The following is a 16859-nucleotide window of genomic DNA, read 5'->3' on the forward strand; positions in this document are numbered from 1 at the left end:
TCCATTAAAACAGAATACAATGAGTGCAAAAAAAGGACTTAATCTGACTCTGAAAATTTGGAGACAGAAAAACAATAAATCAAAAGGACAGTTTGAGACCTATAAAATCTCCGATGTCCCTACCGCTTCATCTTTCCTGGAAATGTTGGACATGCTCAATGAGAATTTGATCAATGACGGAAAAGAACCGATTGCTTTCGACCACGACTGCCGCGAAGGAATCTGCGGAATGTGTTCGCTGTATATCAACGGCAGGGCGCACGGTCCCGATACCGGAATCACGACTTGTCAGCTGCACATGAGAATGTTCAAAGACGGTGAAACGATTCATATTGAGCCTTGGAGAAGCGTTGCTTTTCCTGTGATCAAGGATTTAGTAGTAGACCGGAGTTCTTTCGACAGGGTAATGGCTGCTGGTGGATTTATTTCTGTGAACACTTCCGGAAATACGCTTGATGCCAACGCCATTCCGGTGCCGAAGGAAGATGCCGACAAAGCCATGGATGCAGCTGCATGCATCGCATGTGGTGCATGTGTGGCAAGCTGTAAAAATGGATCGGCCATGCTTTTCGTAGGAGCAAAGGTTTCCCAGTTCGCATTATTGCCGCAGGGACGTGTTGAAGCGAAGCGAAGAGTGTTGAATATGGTGAAGGCAATGGATGAAGAAGGCTTTGGAAACTGTTCCAACACCGGCGCGTGTGAAGTGGAATGTCCGAAAGGAATTTCTCTTGAAAACATCGCCAGAATGAACCGAGAATACATGTCAGCACACTTGGACAGAGGTTAGCATTTATCAAATATCTATATAAAAACCGTTTTCTGAATGAAAGCGGTTTTTTGCTGTTAAAACTTTCACAAAAATTCAATTTATATTTTAAATAACTCGGGGAATAACTTATTTTTGTGAAAATTTAATCATCATGACCTTTGGTACCGAAAAATTTAAAATAAAAAAAATACAACTAATGACTAAAACGTATCTGTTATTGTTCTTCATTGCGCTTTTTGCCGTTTCATGTTCCAAGAAAGTGGAGATCAACGGAAAGATCAATGGTACCGCTTCTCCTTTGGAAAGAGTGGAATTTATTGAGGCTTCAGGAGTGGCGACTTTGCCTCTTACAAATATTGGAGTGGACGCGAACGGAAACTTCAAAGGAGATTTCGAAGCACCTAAAAACGGAATGTATGTAATTTCCTATGCCGGAAAACAGAACCTCATCTACCTGAAAGGCGGACAAACTGTTAACATCTCCGGAAATGCAGCTACTTTCCCTACAGAATATGTGATTAATGGCGATGCAAAAGGTAACAACGATTTCCTTCAGAACTCGCAGAAATTCCTTGCAGGCTATGCAGGCAAAGTAAACATGCAGGAAATGATGCAGCGCGACGAAGCTTCTTTTCTGAAAGGGATTCAGAAAATTCATGATGACCTCGTGAAAAACATTGAAGAGAACGCCAAGAAAACCAAAGCCGACAATGATGTGGTGGAGTGGAAGAAACATGATCTTGCAAGCACCATACTGTCTATTATGGCACAGTACGAAACTACAAAAGCCATGGCATCAGGTAATCCTGCATACAAGTCAGGAAAGAATTTCGTGGATTTCGAGAATAAACTTCAGCCGGATAAAGATAAAATGGTAAAGGAAATTCCATCATACCGGAATTATCTCCTGTCCAAAATGACAGCAGACTTCCAGAAATATGGGGAAGCCAACAATAAAGACAATAAACTTTCCATGACGGAACTGTTCAACAATTATCTTAAAACTCAGAAAGACGTTTCTCAGGTGACCAAAGATTACCTTTTGGCCTATGTAATGGCACAGTCGGATATTCAGCCAACTACCCCAAAAGAGACTCAGGACAAAATAGCGAAGATTATTGAAAACGACATCAAAGATGCCGGCGTGAAAGCTGATCTTAAAAAAATCCAGTTCGTGGTTTCCGGCCTTAAGGTAGGTGAAGCTGCTCCCGATGCTGCCCTGATCAAACAGGACGGTAAAGCCTTCAAGATTTCTGAGAACAACGGAAAACCTACTATGATGGTGTTTTATGCTTCATGGAACCCATACATTTCAGAAAGTGTAATCCCTGTGCTTACAGAAGTGACCAACTTCTACAAATCGAAAATGAATTTTGTATATGTAAATCTTGATGATACCAAAGATCAGTTTATTAAAACAAGCAATGCTTTGATGAAGGGCTTACCCGGAACCAATGTATATGCAGAAGGCGGATTGAAGTCTGATCTTGCTAAAAAATACGGTATTTACGGTTTCAAACTTCCAAGTTTTGTAGTACTGGATAAAACGGGGAAAGTGGCCAGCAGAGCGTTCTTCAACCTTGGAGATCCTGAAATGGTAACCGTTCTGGACCGTGAAACCGGTCTTAAGGCGCCGTCGGTGCAGCCCGAGGTTCAGCTTCAGAATCAACTGATCCCGCAGCAAGAGTCGGCACAGCAGCAGGCTCCTGCAACCAAGTAGATCTAAATAATATTTTATATGAAACCTTGTCATTCGACAAGGTTTTTTTAATTTTAGTGAAAATTGCTTTATGAAAGAACAGAAACTCCTTATTTCCGCACCGCTGCTCTATGGAATTGCGCTTCTCGGAGCCGTATTTACCATCATTACCGTAACACTGGATGCCGCGGTGCTGGGATTGAATATCCCGGCAAACTTCTTCCTTTTTGTAGGGTCATTCTGCACCCTTATGGCGATCCTTGTGTCCGCCGCCGATGTTTTCCGCAATCAGGTGAAGAACAGAGCCCTTTGGCTCGTGACTTTCGTCATCTTTGGCGGAATCGGAGTCCTGTACTATCTCTATAACCGGAAAAGGTTTCTTGCTAAAAGCAACATTAATTTAAATCATTTGCCATGAATGTTTCTCCAATGTTGATCGACCGCCGCACTTTACTGGGGCTGGCTTTTCTAAGTCTTGCCATTATACTTATTGGTGCCCTACTGAAGATTACCCATTTCAGCATAGGACCCATTACCGGCAACTATCTGTTGGCCGTTGGTCTTGTTCCCGGATTTTTTGTCTGGGCACTGGTCATTTATGATATTCTGAAACATTCCTTCCGGAATTCTTTACTTTGGCTCATTGGCATAATCTTCTTCGGGAATCTAGGATGCATTGTCTATCTTCTCCAGCGCGATGAACTGGTGACGCGGCGTTAAACCCTCATTTTCTTCAGATATTCCGCGAGATGAGAACCTTTTTTCCTTAATTTTTTAAGGAGGGATGAAGCGATTTTTTTGGATAATTTATGCCGGCTGCGCACCCTGTATTCATGCGGCCTACAAAAGACCCGTATCTTTTACACAAAAGATGCGGGTCTTTTCACAAAAAGATACGGGTCATTTATCCAAACGATGCGGGTCATTTGTGTAAACGATGCGGGTCATTTTTACACCCCTCTGCTAAGCACTTGCAACACTTCAGCATCAGCCCTGAAAAACTGTCTTTCGAAAGGGTTTCAGCGCTTCAATGTTGTGAAAATTGATTGCATTGGTTCTTACGCTTATGCTATTTATTTTCCGCATTTTTCTCCCTCTTTTTTTCTTCATGATCGTGTGTGTGCGGGCAATTGCAAAGTCAGCCCCTGAAGTTTATGGATATTATTTTCAAAACCTTACTTTTGCACCATGGCAAAACACAAAAAGAAAAATCTTGTTCTTGAGAATATCAAACTCACCTCTGCCGGTTCCAAAGGCGTAGCAGTAGGCCGGACCGAAGAAGGCAAGACCGTGCTGGTCTCCGGAGCAGTTCCGGGAGATACCGTGAATGTGCGGGTGAAAAAAGCAAAATCGAATTACTTTGAAGGCGAAGCAATTGATATTATCGTGCGTTCGCCTTACCGTGTGGAGCCAAAATGCATCCATTTCGGCGTATGCGGCGGCTGCAAATGGCAGAACCTGTCTTATGAAAAGCAGCTCGACATCAAGCAGGATGAGGTGTACAACCATATTAAAAGAATCGGCGGTTTCGAGGATTTTGAAACCATGCCCATCATTGGCAGCGAAGAGCAGTATTTCTACCGCAACAAAATGGAGTTCTCTTTTTCCAACTCGCGCTGGCTCACGCATTATGAGATCAGTTCCGAAGAGAATTTCGGCAACCGAGATGCCCTCGGTTTCCATATCCCGGGCCAGTGGAGCAAGATCCTGGACCTGAAGGAATGCTGGCTTCAGGAAGATCCTTCGAACGCCATAAGACTTGCGGTGAAGAACTACGCTGTACAGAACGGACTGGAGTTTTTTGATGTAAAGAATCAGCAGGGTTTCCTCAGGACGCTTATGCTTCGCCAGACTTCGAAAGGGGAATGGATGGTACTCTTCCAGCTCTTCCGCGAAGAGAAAGAGAACCGCGAGCAGCTTTTTGAATATCTGCTGAAGGAATTTCCTCAGATCAAGACCTTAGTGTATACCATCAATGCCAAACAGAATGACTCGATTTATGACCAGGATATAGAGACGTATTTCGGAGACGGCTATCTGATGGAAGAAATGGACGGCCTGTTTTTCAAAATAGGACCCAAATCATTTTTCCAGACCAATTACCGGCAGGCATTGCAGCTCTACCGCAAAACATTGGAATTTGCAGATCTGCAGGGACACGAGGTGGTATATGATTTATACACCGGCACGGGAACCATCGCCCAGTATGTTGCACGGAATGCGAAACAGGTGATCGGTATTGAGTCGGTTCAGGAAGCCATCAACGCAGCGAAAGAGCATGCTGAAATCAACGGTCTCGACAACTGTACGTTTTACTGCGGCGACATGAAGGACATCTTCAACGATGGTTTTCTCGCCAGTCACCCGAAAGCGGATGTTCTGATTACCGATCCGCCAAGAGACGGCATGCACCAGAAGGTGGTAGAGCAGATCCTGAAACTGGCGCCGGAGAAGATTGTTTACGTAAGCTGCAACTCGGCTACACAGGCCAGGGATATCGCTTTGATGAAAGATGCCTACCGCCTTGTGAAGATCCTGCCGGTGGATATGTTCCCGCAGACGCATCATGTAGAGAATATTGCCCTGCTTGTTAAAATATAATAGCTTAATTTTAATGTCAAATGCGATCCATGAAATTATTAAAGACCGTCTTTTCCCTCGTCATGATCCTTTCGCTTCTGTCCTGCGGAAGTGATGATGACATCTGCACAAGCGGCGAAGCCACCCCAAGGATGAAGCTCAAATTCAAGACCCAGAGCACCGGTAAAGCCAAAACCCTGGACTCTGTATTCGTATATGTTGATTACGGCAATGGAATGATCCCGGTAGAGGAAAGAAAAATGGCAACCGATTCGGTTTTTGTTCCGCTAAGGGTGGATGAACAGCCTTTTACCGATGTGTATGTCGGGCTCAGCAAAGCCGGAGCAAAATCGAAGATCCGGGTGAGTTATGTAACGAAATCCGAATATGTTTCGCCCGCCTGCGGCATTAAAAAGATCTATGAAAATGTGACTTCCGCCCTTACCGTTCCAACGCCGGTTCTTGGATTGGATCAGCAACAAACCCAAATTACAGATGAAAACAAAACGCATATTTTTCTTCTTTTTTAGTCTTCTTTTTATCCTGAATGCTGCCCAAAAGCAGGATTCGGTAAAAGTAAAGTTCAGATATGAGCCGAATTTTCTTGTAGGATTCGACCTGCTGAATGGCGGAATGAGTTTCTTTACCGACCGGAAAGTGTTTCAGGGTTTTATTTCCTCGAAGATTAAAAATAATATTCACGCTGTAGTTGACGCCGGTTTCGAGAAAAACAGGTATCAGAAAAACGGGTATGATGCTGACGTTTCGGGACCTTTTATTAAACTGGGTGCCTTTTATATGCTGAGCAAAGACCCGGAAAATGAATTCAACGGCTTTTATGGCGGCGGAAAAGTGGCGGGTTCTTTCTATAAACAGGAATACCGCGCGGTTCCGGTCCGCGGTTTCGGCGAGAGTGCTACATCGGTAGCTTTTCCGGAATCAGCTCAGTCGTCTTATTGGCTGGAAGGGGTAGTCGGCGGAAGAGTCAAACTTTTTGACTCGAACTTTTATATCGATGTGAATGTTCAGCCGCATTATTTGCTGTATTCCACGAAGCAGGAAGAAATTCAGCCGATGATTGTTCCAGGTTTCGGGCGCAGTTCCACTAAATTCGGTGTAGGCTTTTCCTGGAATGTAGCGTATATGTTTTAGAGAACATTTACTTCTTCCGGAAGCCCGGCGCGATGGAATTGTATAGATCTTTAAGTTCTGCAGGTGGGTTTCCGGAATCAAAATCTGCAGAAGAATAAGTCTTTCCGTTACTTGTAATCTTCAAAATGGAGATTAAAGCCCCGTCAGAATATCTTTTGTTCGTTGGTGCTTCAAATTTCGGAAGATTGCTGAGGTTCAGTTTCCCCACTGTTTTCACAATTGCATCCCATTCGCCCGGCAAAACTTTGGTTTTTGTGGTCACTCCATTCAGTGTAACCGTTTTCTCATTAGGGGCAAATGTAATTGCTCTGTTCGTTCCGCGTGTTTTTTCTTCCAGATACACCTCCTGGATAGATGATTGTTTTGAAGTGTAATTTGTATTGTCCATTGTTGGAGTTTCTGGTTTGGCGTTACAGTTTAAACTGCTTATCCCAATCATAATAACCAAATAAAGATTTATTTTTTTCATATTTTAAATTTCTGAACCGTAAATTTAAATTATTCTAATTAAGCACAGGAAAATTATATTGGATATATTATATTTGTACCAAATTACTATAGAATGAAAATAAATTTTTTTACTAAAAATATAATATTAGCTTTTGCTCTTTTAAGCTTTTTCAGCTTGAATGCACAAGTGAAGAAATCAAAAGAAATCAAAGTATTCGGAAAAACTTATACCCAGGCTGATTTATCAAAATCAAAGGGGTTTATTCGTTGTGCCACTACAGAATATGAAACGTATTTGCAGGGCAAGTATCCAAACAGAATGAATGATTCGCAGTTTGAGGCCTGGATCAAGCCTTTAATTGAAGAAGCAAAGAACAATAAATCCCAAAGTGGGGGAATTATCACAATTCCTGTGGTTGTTCACGTTATCCATAACGGCGAAGCTTTAGGTGTTGCACCCAATATTACAGATGAACAGGTCATTTCGCAAATAACCGTAATGAACGAAGACTTCCGTAGGATGGCATTAACTCCAGGATTTAATAGCAATCCTGTAGGAGCCGATACGATGATACAGTTTGCACTGGCTAAGGTTGACCCTAATGGGAATCCAACAAATGGAATTGATAGGGTGAATATGTGTAAATATTCATGGTCTAATGATGACCAGAGTAATAACGAAACAATAGACAGTACCCTTAAACCTGCAACAATATGGGATCCTACTCAATATATGAATATGTGGAGTGTAAGATTTTCGGCGTCTGACCTTCTTGGCTATGCTCAGTTTCCATCCAATTCAAGTCTACCCGGACTTTCAACAAACGGAGGGCCCGCTAACACAGATGGTGTAGTGGCCAATTATTCAACATTTGGCAGCATCGATTATAATATTAATAACACATTTTTTCTAAACACTCCTTATGACAAGGGTAGAACGATGACGCATGAAGTTGGGCATTTCCTCGGGTTGAGACACATCTGGGGCGATGATGGAAGTGCTGCAGTTTGTGCCACTGACTATTGTAACGATACCACTCCAGCACATGAGGAAAACTACGGTTGTCCAAGCGTTGCAAGCTGCACGGCAGGACTGTTTGAAATGGTGGAAAACTACATGGATTACACCGATGATGCATGTATGAATCTGTTTACGGTTGATCAAAAAGCACGAATCACAGCGGTTATGAATAACTCCCCGCGCAGAGCAACACTCAAAACTTCTACCAAAGACATCGCAATTCCTCTTTTTGCCAATGATGCAGAAATTAAAGTGGAAAGATCCTGCCAGGTTGAAAACTGCAGCTCTGGCTTTAAACTGACTTTATACAACAGAGGTACCTCATTGCTTACTTCTGCTGTTATTACTTATACGGTAAATGGAGGTACACCACAGATTTATAACTGGACCGGCTCGTTGGCTCAGGATAAATTCAGTACGTTCTTTGTTCCTGTTTCATCCGCAGTAGCATCAGGAACTGTAACTGCAGCAATTACAACGGTTAATGGAACTGCAGATCAGCGGATTACGAATAACACGGCTACCGGCAGTTATGTTTCTTCACCGTTACCGGCGAGTTATGCTTTCAGCACAGTTGTCTTTACTTTACAGAGAGACTTGTATGGTTCAGAAACGCGTTGGGAACTCAAAAACAGCGCTGGAACAATTGTAACTCAGGGCGGTCCTTATGCGAATGCTTCCGGATCAACTTTGCCACCGCTTATTACTCAAACCTGGAATTTGGCAAATAATACCTGTTATACATTTACCATTTATGATGATTATCAGGATGGTATCTGCTGTGGCGGTGGAAATGGATATGTGAGAATTAAATCACAAGATGGTTTAACGACTGTATTTGAAGCTACTAATTTTGGTGCTTCTGCAAGCAAATCCTTTGGATCTAATTTACTGGCTGCTTCTGAAGCTTTGTTAACAGATGTAAATATCTATCCAAACCCTGCTACCGATATCCTGAACATTACAAAGGTAAGTGATAAGGCAACCTATACCATTCACAATACCGTAGGGCAAATCGTTTCAAGAGGAAATGTTAAGAACAATAAAGTCTCTGTAGACCGACTGACGAAAGGCGTTTACATCATAACGCTGAATTATGAAGGCAAAACGATTTCTCATAAATTCATCAAAAAATAAAGACGGATTCTTAGAATAACAAAATCCCCGAGAATTTCGGGGATTTTTTGTTTTAGAAAAAGAAATATTTTAATTGAAGTTCTCCAAGAGTTTTTTGGTATGCTGCTGCAGTTCTTCAAGTCCGTCATTGTTGTAAAGCACAAAATCCGCAAGTCTTATCTTATCCTTCTCCGGCATTTGATTTTCCATCACATTTTCGACTTCCCGGTAGGTTTTGCCGTCGCGGTCCATTACGCGTTTAATCCTGACGTTGTCATCTGCTGTAACCAGGACAGATTTGTAGCAATCTTCGTGTAATTTAAGCTCAAAAAGCAGTGCTGTTTCCTTGAAAATGAATTCTGCGTTCTGTCTTTTTACCCAGTTTTCAAAATCAGTTTTTACAGCGGGATGAATCAAAGCATTTAACTTCAGCAGCAGGTCTTCATCATTGAAGACAATTTCAGAAACAAATTTCCGGTCATAAAGACTGTTTTCATCATACGCTCCTTCACCTAACAACTCTTTAATTTTCTGTTTTAAATCGTCATCATCATTTACGATTTCTTTTGCCCGCACGTCAGAATAATACACAGGAAACCCCATTTCTTCAATAAATTTGGCGACAGTCGTCTTTCCGGAACCAATTCCACCGGTTAACCCAATGATTTTCGGTTCAGGTTGGCTATTTTTCTCACCAGATTCCTCCTGCAGTCCTTCGGCGGTTTCGCCATTCTGTTTAATATCCGAAAACATCGTTCATGGTATAAGTTTCATTCAAACGGACGCCTTTTTCCGTCATTTTCAGGCTAGCCAATTCGTTGTGTGCATCGTGTTCGAAGAAAAGAAGATATTCATTATCAATACACTGTTTCAGAAATTTTGCTTTTTCGTCCATTGTTAAGAGCGGGCGCGTATCGTAACCCATCACATACACCTGCGGAATATGTCCCACCGTAGGAATCAGATCTGCTGCAAATACAATGGTTTTATCTTGGTAACGGATTACCGGAAGCATCTGTTTTTCGGTATGACCATCCACAAAAATAACGTCCATTTTCAGATCCGGCGCGAAGCCATAATTGCCGTTTTGGGGAGTTGGGAGGAAGTTCAGCTGACCGCTTTCCTGCATGGGCAGGATGTTTTCCTTCAAAAAACTCGCTTTTTCTCTCGGATTGGGTTCCGTTGCCCATTTCCAGTGCTCTTCGTTGGTCCAGAACTGCGCATTTTTGAATGCCGGACGATATCTCGTTCTGTCATCATTCCATTCAATCGCACCGCCGCAGTGGTCGAAATGAAGGTGGGTCAGGAAAACATCGGTGATGTCTTCACGAACGAAACCGTATTTTTTTAGGTTTTTATCCAAAGAATCATCGCCATAAAGGGAGTAATGACCGAAGAATTTCTCATTCTGTTTGTTGCCGAGTCCGCAGTCGATCAAAATGAGTTTTTTGCCGTCTTCAATCAGAAGTGAGCGGGTGCCTAACTCAATTAAATTGCGTTCGTCTGCAGGATTGGTCTTTTCCCAGATGGTTTTCGGGACGACGCCAAACATCGCGCCACCGTCTAATTTAAATTTTCCGCACTGTATGGGATATAGTTTCATAACTGATCATTTTAATTAAATATTCTGCATTTTCTCTGCAATTTTGATGGAATGAGGATTGCCGGTTTCTTTCAGGTTCGAAATGATACTTTCCTTATTTTTCTCATCCCGGTTTTGGGAGAGCTTCGAGACAATGTGCACTTCCTCCGGAATGATATTAATTCCGAAAGCGCCCTGCATCTGTTCTCTCACATATTCTGTGCCCATGTTTGCAACAAGCATCGGACATTTCTGAATTTTTTCATATTTTGAAGTGAGTTTTTCAAGATGCCGATAAAGCTCACCATCATTCATCAGCCTCACTTTCCCGCGGATCTGTACCGCTTCATAATTCCACGTAGACACATTTTTATGATCATACCAGGAAGAAGAAATATAAGAATGGGCACCAAGGAAATCACACAGTACATTGTCGCCGTCTTTCAGGAATTTTGCCTGAAAATTGGCTTTCGAAATGTGGGTTTCCAGATAAAATCCATCCGCTGTTTCATTCAGTAAAAACATCGAATGTGTCGCCGCAAGTTTTTCTTCATTTGAAATCAACAGCGCAAAACCGTTTTCACTGATGATTTCTTTCATCAATGTTAGGTCTTCGCTTTTATAGATTTTGGGGATGTACATTTTTATGGAGCAGATGTGATGTAAAAAGAATCGCCAGTTTTGGTAAAAACTATGCTTTCTTGACGGAAACCCAGTATGTTTTTTGAATTACCATTTTCAGATTTAGGACTTAAACGTAAATCAATTGCAAGACTTTTATTTTCTTCCTGAAACATATTTTCATCAAAAAAATCAATATTATATTTATTTTGCAAATATTTTTTGAAAAGAGAATTTACTTTTCCACTGTATTTATCAATAAAAATTGCTTTATTGATAAATTCTGATTTTTCTTTCCTCTGTAAGAGAATTGTTTTGTTGTAGTATTTTTCAGAAATTTTTCCTTGTATTTTATAATCGGGCAAAAATTTTGTTTGAAACCATTTGATGAAATCCTTTTCCGGAATATAAAAAGAATAGGTATTTCCATCGTTTCCTTTATAAGAAATATAAAAATCGGGATCTACATTTTTATTTAATTTAAAATTTTTGTAAATATCATTGTAATCAATATTTCTGATAAAATCCGGTTCCTCAATTTCAAAAAGCTCTTTATTCTCAGTATTAATTACCATTGTTTTTCCTTCCCAAGACCAATGTTCACAATCTGGATATTTTCGTTGCTTTCCGTTGCTTTCTTTCCAACATTTTTTTTCAGCATCTTTTATTACGATCGCAATTCCGTTATGAAAATCTCCTGCATCATTATAAACTGCAGGAATTACAACTTTCCCATTTTTATCGAAAAACCCGACTTTATCTGTTTTCTCATCTCTAAATTTTATTTTCTCTTCATATTCCTCCGCAAACATAAAATCAAAAACATACAAACTGTCTTTTCCGAATTTCCTCCCATTTTTATTGAGATAATATTGCTCGCCGCTATAATTTTCTGCATAATCCCAAACTGCGATAACGTTTTTAAAAACATCACTACTCATCATTGCTTGTTCATACATTGGCTCAATTTTAATATTTCCCACTATATCTTTAAATCCGATTTTCGTGGAATCCTCATTATAGAAGGCATACCAGTTGGTATCTTTTTGTCCAAAACAAAAAGCAGAAACCAAAATAAAAAAAAATAAATTCAGATTTTTCATTAAAACAGCTGATCAGGCCTTTTCGGTATTGAAATATTCAAATGTTTATACGCTTTTTCCGTCACCTCACGTCCTCGCGGCGTTCTGATAATAAAACCCTCCTGAATCAGGAATGGTTCATACACTTCTTCAAGCGTTTCAGGGTTTTCACCGATTGAAGTGGCCAATGCAGAAATTCCCACCGGTTTTCCGCGGAAATTTTCAATCATGACTCGCATAATCTTATTGTCCATATCATCGAGGCCGAATTCGTCCACATTCAGAGAATTTAACGCAAATTTGGTAATACCGATTTCAATTTCTCCGTTTCCTTTAATTTCCGCAAAATCACGTACTCTCCTTAAAAGTGCATTAGCGATTCTGGGTGTTCCGCGGCTTCTTCTTGCAATTTCCAAAGCCGCATCTTCATAGATTTTTACGCCTAAAACACGCGCACTTCTTTCGATAATCATTCCGAGCAGTTCAATCGTGTAATATTCGAGCCGCGACTGGATCCCGAATCTAGCGAGCATGGGTTTCGTCAGCATTCCGCTTCTGGTTGTGGCGCCTACCAATGTGAAAGGGTTCAGCCCGATCTGTACGCTTCGTGCATTCGGACCGGACTCCAGCATAATATCGATTTTATAATCTTCCATTGCCGAATACAGGTATTCTTCCACAATCGGGGAAAGCCGGTGAATTTCATCAATAAAAAGCACATCGTTTTCTTCAAGATTCGTGAGCAGTCCGGCTAGACTTCCGGGTTTGTCCAGAACCGGACCGGAAGTTATTTTGCAGCCCACTCCCAATTCATTTGCAATGATATGGGCCAAAGTAGTCTTCCCCAAACCTGGCGGACCGTGAAGTAAAACATGGTCGAGTGCACCGCCACGATTTTTTGCGGCGGCCACGAAAATCTCCAGATTGTCGAGGGTTTTCCGCTGTCCTGCAAAATCCTGAAAACTCTGCGGCCGGATTTTTTCTTCCTGCAGCAGTTCGTCATCAGAAAAATTCTCTTTATCGGCGTGCAAAAAATCGGACATTTTGTGGGGATTTGTATATCATCAAAAGTAAGAAATTTTTCAGGGAATCCGGGAATTTTTGGATGCTGAATACAAAAGAATTGATTCAGTACAAATTAAACCGGCGCGCACGATTGACGTTCTGAATAACTCTCATTTATGACAGATTCGCTGATGAAATCGCATAAAATTGTGTTTTAAATTCTTATTTTTACCAATATGAAATTAATTGGTCCCTTTAAGCAAATTGTTACACTTGTGAATCTTCCGCTGCGCGGAAAGCTATCGGATGACCAGCTCGAGATCATCGCAAACGGCGGGATTTTAGTGGACGATGGAAAAATCATTGAAATCGGAAACTTTGATTTCTTAAAGGAAGAAGGAAAGCATTCTCAGATCGAATTGATTGACGAGGAGCAGATCTGTTTGCCTGCTTTTACGGATTCGCACACGCATATCTGTTTCGGTGGGAACCGCGCCAACGATTTTGCGATGCGCAACGCAGGCAAAACCTATTTGGAAATTGCCGAAAGCGGCGGCGGAATCTGGAGTTCGGTGCAGCATACCAGAAATGCTTCGGAGGAAGAATTGTTAAAAACCACTTTAGAACGGATCAATTCCCTGATCTCTTTGGGAATAACCACGATTGAAATAAAATCCGGCTACGGTCTGGATCTGGAAAATGAACTCAAAATGCTTCGTGTGATAAAAAAAGCACAGGCAATAACGGAAGCTACTCTTGTTCCGACCTGTCTTTCCGCACACCTGAAACCGAGAGATTTTGAAGGAAGTTCTGAAGAATATCTCAATTATATTGTCGATGAAATTCTACCGCAGGTAAAGAAAGAAAAACTTTCAGAACGGGTGGATATTTTCATTGAAAAATCTGCTTTTCAGCCCGAAGAAAGCAAAAAGTTCCTGTTAAAAGCGAAGGCATTAGGTTTTCAGATAACGGTTCATGCTGACCAGTTCACCCCCGGAAGTTCGAGAATTGCGGTTGAAGTTGGCGCGAAGTCAGCGGATCATCTGGAAGCGACTATTGATGAAGATATTCAGTTTTTGGCAAATTCAGAAACCGTAGCTGTAGCACTTCCCGGCGCCAGTCTTGGATTAGGTGAGAAGTTCACACCCGCACGGAAAATCCTGGATCATGATGGGATTCTTGCCATCGCAAGTGACTGGAATCCCGGTTCTGCACCGATGGGAAATCTCATTACTCAGGCCAGTATTTTGGCGACTTTTGAAAAACTGACTACCGCAGAAGTTCTGGCCGCAATTACGTTCCGTTCTGCTTTTGCTTTGAATCTGGAAGACCGCGGAAAACTGGAAAAGGGAAAAAAAGCTGATTTTGTAACCTTCATAACAGATAATTTTCAGAATATACTTTATCAGCAGGGCAGTATGAGGGCGGAAAACGTCTATATAAACGGCAATAAAACAGAAAAGAAATTATGAATGACGATTTGAAGATTTGGACGGGCCGTCTTGACGGAACAGACCCTTTACAGCACAGGATTTTTCAAAGGGTTTCTTTGGAAGATGATTACATGACTATTTCACCGAACGATTTCGTTTTACACGGATTTGCCGTAGACGAAGGCGTGACCAGAAATAAAGGCAGGGCAGGAGCGAAAGATGCGCCGGAAGTTATCCGTAAAAATATCGCCAATTTTCCGGTCATCAGCCCGGATTTTTTGCTGAAAGATTTTGGAAATATTACATGCCACGGAGGCAATTTAGAAACGGCTCAGTTTGAACTCGCTGAGAAAACTTCAAAAATTTTTCAGAGAGGAGGCAAATCCGTAGTTTTCGGCGGTGGTCATGAAGTGACATTTGGTCATTATTCAGGTCTCAGAAATGCTTTTCCCGGAAAGAAAATCGGCATCATCAACATTGACGCGCATTTTGACAACCGTGAACCTGAGATCGGAACCGGTGCAAGTTCCGGAACGGGATTTTGGCAGATTGCCCAGGAAGGAGAAATCCATTCGCTGCATATCGGAATCCAGAGGAATTCCAACACCCTAAAACTGTTTGATACTGCGCATCAGTATGGCATGAAATACATTTTAAATGATGAACTGTTTTTTGAAAACCTGCCGAGTATCTATCAGAAAATAGATGTTTTTTTCGAAGATATAGATGTTTTATATCTCACGGTCTGCATGGATGTTTTCAACGCTTCCATCGCGCCGGGAGTTTCTGCTTCGGCCTATAATGGGATTTGTGCTGATGCTGCGTTTATGCATTTCTTCCGGCATATTTTAAAAAATGACAAACTCAAGGCGATGGATATTGCGGAAGTGAATCCTGTCTTTGATATTCAGGACCGTACCGCAAGGCTGGCCGCAAGTTTAGTAAACGAATGGTTTATGATTTAAAAGAATCCATTCAATTTTAACCTCAAATTCCCTATGCAAAAAAATATTCAGAATAAATTAAAAACCGCAGATAAGGCTTTTCATGACTGGAAAAAAATTCCTTTCGGTGAGCGTCAGAAACTGCTTAAAAAATTGGCGAAAATCCTGAAGAACAATTCAGAGAAATACGCGAAAATCATCACCGGAGAAATGAATAAACCCATTTCGCAGTCTATCGCGGAGGTAGAGAAATGTGCCCTGATGATCGATTATTATGCCAAAGCATCAAACGTGTTGAAACCGGAAAAAATTGAAACGGAATTCAGAATTTCCGAAATCCATTACGTCCCGAAAGGCGTGATTTTGGGTGTAATGCCCTGGAATTTCCCATTCTGGCAGGTGTTGAGGTTTGCGGTTCCCTCCATTTTGGCCGGGAACACCGTGGTTCTAAAACATGCTTCGATCTGCTTCGGCAGCGGAAATTCTATTGAAAAAATATTTTTGGAAGCCGGTTTCCCGAAAGGAATTTTTCAGAACCTTGAAATCGGACATGATGAAGTGAAAGAAGTTCTTGAAAATCCTATGGTAAAAGCGGTAAGTCTGACAGGAAGTGAAAAAGCAGGTGCTGAAGTGGCTTCCACCGCCGGAAAAAATATAAAGAAATCACTGCTTGAACTGGGAGGAAGCGATGCCTTCATCGTTCTGGACGACGCCGATTTCGAAAATGCTGCGGAAAGCGGCGCGAAAGCCAGACTTCAGAACTGCGGTCAGGCCTGCAATGCCGGAAAACGGTTCATCATCCAGAAAAATGTGGAAAAGGAATTTCTTCCGGTTTTTGTTAAAGAATATCAGAAATATGTTCCGGGAAATCCCTTAAAAAAGGAAACGAAAATTGCCGGAATGGCAAGACCTGATTTAGCCGATGAACTGGAAAAACAGTACAGAAAAGCCATAAAGTTTGGTGCCGAAATCATTCTTCCGCTGGAACGAATTTCTGACATTGGCTTTATTCCCGGTCTTATAAAAGTGAAAGCCGGAAATCCTATTTTGGAAGAAGAACTTTTCGGCCCGCTCGGAATGGTCATGATTGCAAAAAATGATAAAGAAGCTTTAGAAATGGCCAATGATATTCCTTTCGGGCTGTCGAATTCGGTTTGGACCAAGGATAAAAAAAGACAGCAGTTTTTTATTGAAAACCTGGACTCGGGAACCGTGAGCATCAACAAGGAAACTAGTTCTGATCCGAGACTACCTTTTGGCGGCGCAAAATCTTCCGGTTACGGTGTGGAGCTTTCTTTACTGGCACTGAAGGAGTTTGTTACTGTTAAAACGGTAGTTGGAAACTAAGAAGATTCAGCAATTTTAATCTAAAAATAATCATAAAAAATTCCTGAAGTGTATTCAG

17 protein-coding genes are annotated in these 16859 nt (G+C 41.5%); 11 read left to right on the top strand and 6 right to left on the bottom strand.

What is annotated here, in order from left to right:
• Positions 1 to 19 precede the first annotated feature (19 nt).
• The 7 genes from FUA25_RS04855 to FUA25_RS04885 all read left to right on the top strand — a co-directional run bounded on the left by FUA25_RS04855 (position 20) and on the right by FUA25_RS04885 (position 6200).
• A complete protein-coding gene (locus FUA25_RS04855) occupies positions 20 to 787 on the top strand; it encodes a succinate dehydrogenase/fumarate reductase iron-sulfur subunit (RefSeq protein ID WP_147755798.1) in 768 nt (255 codons plus the stop codon).
• 178 nt (positions 788 to 965) lie between these two features.
• Positions 966 to 2489, top strand: a complete 1524-nt coding sequence (locus FUA25_RS04860; RefSeq protein WP_147755799.1) for a TlpA family protein disulfide reductase — start codon at positions 966 to 968, stop codon at positions 2487 to 2489.
• A gap of 70 nt (positions 2490 to 2559) precedes the next feature.
• Positions 2560 to 2886, top strand: a complete 327-nt coding sequence (locus tag FUA25_RS04865) for a hypothetical protein (protein ID WP_147755800.1) — start codon at positions 2560 to 2562, stop codon at positions 2884 to 2886.
• Positions 2883 to 3188: a GldL-related protein gene (locus tag FUA25_RS04870; protein ID WP_147755801.1), complete on the top strand. Its 306-nt coding sequence runs from the start codon at positions 2883 to 2885 to the stop codon at positions 3186 to 3188. Before FUA25_RS04865 ends, FUA25_RS04870 begins: the two co-directional genes overlap by 4 nt.
• Before the next feature lie 468 nt (positions 3189 to 3656).
• Entirely contained in the window at positions 3657 to 5069 is a 1413-nt protein-coding gene (gene rlmD, locus FUA25_RS04875) for a 23S rRNA (uracil(1939)-C(5))-methyltransferase RlmD (protein ID WP_147755802.1), read from the top strand.
• Between the two features lie 29 nt (positions 5070 to 5098).
• On the top strand, positions 5099 to 5578 hold the full coding sequence (locus FUA25_RS04880; RefSeq protein WP_147755803.1) for a hypothetical protein: 480 nt from the start codon (positions 5099 to 5101) through the stop codon (positions 5576 to 5578).
• The gene (locus FUA25_RS04885) at positions 5544 to 6200 is read left to right on the top strand and encodes a DUF6048 family protein (protein WP_147755804.1); all 657 of its coding nucleotides are present in this window, start codon (positions 5544 to 5546) and stop codon (positions 6198 to 6200) included. The genes FUA25_RS04880 and FUA25_RS04885 overlap by 35 nt, the downstream gene beginning before the upstream one ends.
• A 7-nt stretch (positions 6201 to 6207) precedes the next feature.
• On the opposite strand, the gene FUA25_RS04890 is transcribed toward FUA25_RS04885, so the two are convergent.
• Positions 6208 to 6669, bottom strand: a complete 462-nt coding sequence (locus FUA25_RS04890) for a hypothetical protein (protein ID WP_147755805.1) — start codon at positions 6667 to 6669, stop codon at positions 6208 to 6210.
• Positions 6670 to 6837: 168 nt separating this feature from the next.
• Between FUA25_RS04890 and FUA25_RS04895 the strand changes: the two genes are divergently transcribed.
• On the top strand, positions 6838 to 8808 hold the full coding sequence (locus FUA25_RS04895) for a M43 family zinc metalloprotease (protein ID WP_185146659.1): 1971 nt from the start codon (positions 6838 to 6840) through the stop codon (positions 8806 to 8808).
• Between the two features lie 69 nt (positions 8809 to 8877).
• Here FUA25_RS04895 and coaE read toward each other — a convergent pair whose 3' ends face one another.
• The 5 genes from coaE to ruvB are packed head-to-tail and all read right to left on the bottom strand — an operon-like array spanning position 8878 to position 13115.
• Complete coding sequence (coaE, locus tag FUA25_RS04900) at positions 8878 to 9540, bottom strand: dephospho-CoA kinase (protein WP_147755807.1); 663 nt, start codon at positions 9538 to 9540, stop codon at positions 8878 to 8880.
• Complete coding sequence (locus FUA25_RS04905) at positions 9524 to 10390, bottom strand: MBL fold metallo-hydrolase (protein WP_147755808.1); 867 nt, start codon at positions 10388 to 10390, stop codon at positions 9524 to 9526. Before FUA25_RS04905 ends, coaE begins: the two co-directional genes overlap by 17 nt.
• 15 nt (positions 10391 to 10405) lie before the next feature.
• The gene (locus FUA25_RS04910) at positions 10406 to 11011 is read right to left on the bottom strand and encodes an FMN-binding negative transcriptional regulator (RefSeq protein ID WP_147755809.1); all 606 of its coding nucleotides are present in this window, start codon (positions 11009 to 11011) and stop codon (positions 10406 to 10408) included.
• Positions 11012 to 11013: 2 nt separating this feature from the next.
• Positions 11014 to 12093, bottom strand: a complete 1080-nt coding sequence (locus tag FUA25_RS04915) for a WG repeat-containing protein (protein ID WP_147755810.1) — start codon at positions 12091 to 12093, stop codon at positions 11014 to 11016.
• Entirely contained in the window at positions 12093 to 13115 is a 1023-nt protein-coding gene (ruvB, locus tag FUA25_RS04920; protein WP_147755811.1) for a Holliday junction branch migration DNA helicase RuvB, read from the bottom strand. Before ruvB ends, FUA25_RS04915 begins: the two co-directional genes overlap by 1 nt.
• 198 nt (positions 13116 to 13313) lie before the next feature.
• Here ruvB and hutI point away from each other — a divergent pair, with 198 nt between their 5' ends.
• The 3 genes from hutI to FUA25_RS04935 are packed head-to-tail and all read left to right on the top strand — an operon-like array spanning position 13314 to position 16801.
• Positions 13314 to 14549 (top strand): imidazolonepropionase, encoded by a 1236-nt coding sequence (gene hutI, locus FUA25_RS04925; protein ID WP_147755812.1) that lies wholly within the window; start codon positions 13314 to 13316, stop codon positions 14547 to 14549.
• Entirely contained in the window at positions 14546 to 15475 is a 930-nt protein-coding gene (hutG, locus tag FUA25_RS04930) for a formimidoylglutamase (protein ID WP_147755813.1), read from the top strand. The genes hutI and hutG overlap by 4 nt, the downstream gene beginning before the upstream one ends.
• Positions 15476 to 15508: 33 nt before the next feature.
• On the top strand, positions 15509 to 16801 hold the full coding sequence (locus FUA25_RS04935) for an aldehyde dehydrogenase family protein (RefSeq protein WP_185146660.1): 1293 nt from the start codon (positions 15509 to 15511) through the stop codon (positions 16799 to 16801).
• The last annotated feature ends 58 nt before the right edge of the window (positions 16802 to 16859 follow it).

Origin of the sequence: Chryseobacterium sp. (assembly GCF_008014695.1) — a bacterium.
Classification (GTDB): domain Bacteria; phylum Bacteroidota; class Bacteroidia; order Flavobacteriales; family Weeksellaceae; genus Kaistella.

Bases quoted from the DNA above. Each gene is read 5' to 3' on its own strand.
- FUA25_RS04855 (WP_147755798.1), top strand. From the start codon at position 20: ATGAGTGCAAAAAAAGGACTTAATCTGACTCTGAAAATTTGGAGACAG.
- FUA25_RS04860 (WP_147755799.1), top strand. From the start codon at position 966: ATGACTAAAACGTATCTGTTATTGTTCTTCATTGCGCTTTTTGCCGTT.
- FUA25_RS04865 (WP_147755800.1), top strand. From the start codon at position 2,560: ATGAAAGAACAGAAACTCCTTATTTCCGCACCGCTGCTCTATGGAATT.
- FUA25_RS04870 (WP_147755801.1), top strand. From the start codon at position 2,883: ATGAATGTTTCTCCAATGTTGATCGACCGCCGCACTTTACTGGGGCTG.
- rlmD (WP_147755802.1), top strand. From the start codon at position 3,657: ATGGCAAAACACAAAAAGAAAAATCTTGTTCTTGAGAATATCAAACTC.
- FUA25_RS04880 (WP_147755803.1), top strand. From the start codon at position 5,099: ATGAAATTATTAAAGACCGTCTTTTCCCTCGTCATGATCCTTTCGCTT.
- FUA25_RS04885 (WP_147755804.1), top strand. From the start codon at position 5,544: ATGAAAACAAAACGCATATTTTTCTTCTTTTTTAGTCTTCTTTTTATC.
- FUA25_RS04890 (WP_147755805.1), bottom strand. From the start codon at position 6,669: ATGAAAAAAATAAATCTTTATTTGGTTATTATGATTGGGATAAGCAGT.
- coaE (WP_147755807.1), bottom strand. From the start codon at position 9,540: ATGTTTTCGGATATTAAACAGAATGGCGAAACCGCCGAAGGACTGCAG.
- FUA25_RS04905 (WP_147755808.1), bottom strand. From the start codon at position 10,390: ATGAAACTATATCCCATACAGTGCGGAAAATTTAAATTAGACGGTGGC.
- FUA25_RS04910 (WP_147755809.1), bottom strand. From the start codon at position 11,011: ATGTACATCCCCAAAATCTATAAAAGCGAAGACCTAACATTGATGAAA.
- FUA25_RS04915 (WP_147755810.1), bottom strand. From the start codon at position 12,093: ATGAAAAATCTGAATTTATTTTTTTTTATTTTGGTTTCTGCTTTTTGT.
- ruvB (WP_147755811.1), bottom strand. From the start codon at position 13,115: ATGTCCGATTTTTTGCACGCCGATAAAGAGAATTTTTCTGATGACGAA.
- hutI (WP_147755812.1), top strand. From the start codon at position 13,314: ATGAAATTAATTGGTCCCTTTAAGCAAATTGTTACACTTGTGAATCTT.
- hutG (WP_147755813.1), top strand. From the start codon at position 14,546: ATGAATGACGATTTGAAGATTTGGACGGGCCGTCTTGACGGAACAGAC.
- FUA25_RS04935 (WP_185146660.1), top strand. From the start codon at position 15,509: ATGCAAAAAAATATTCAGAATAAATTAAAAACCGCAGATAAGGCTTTT.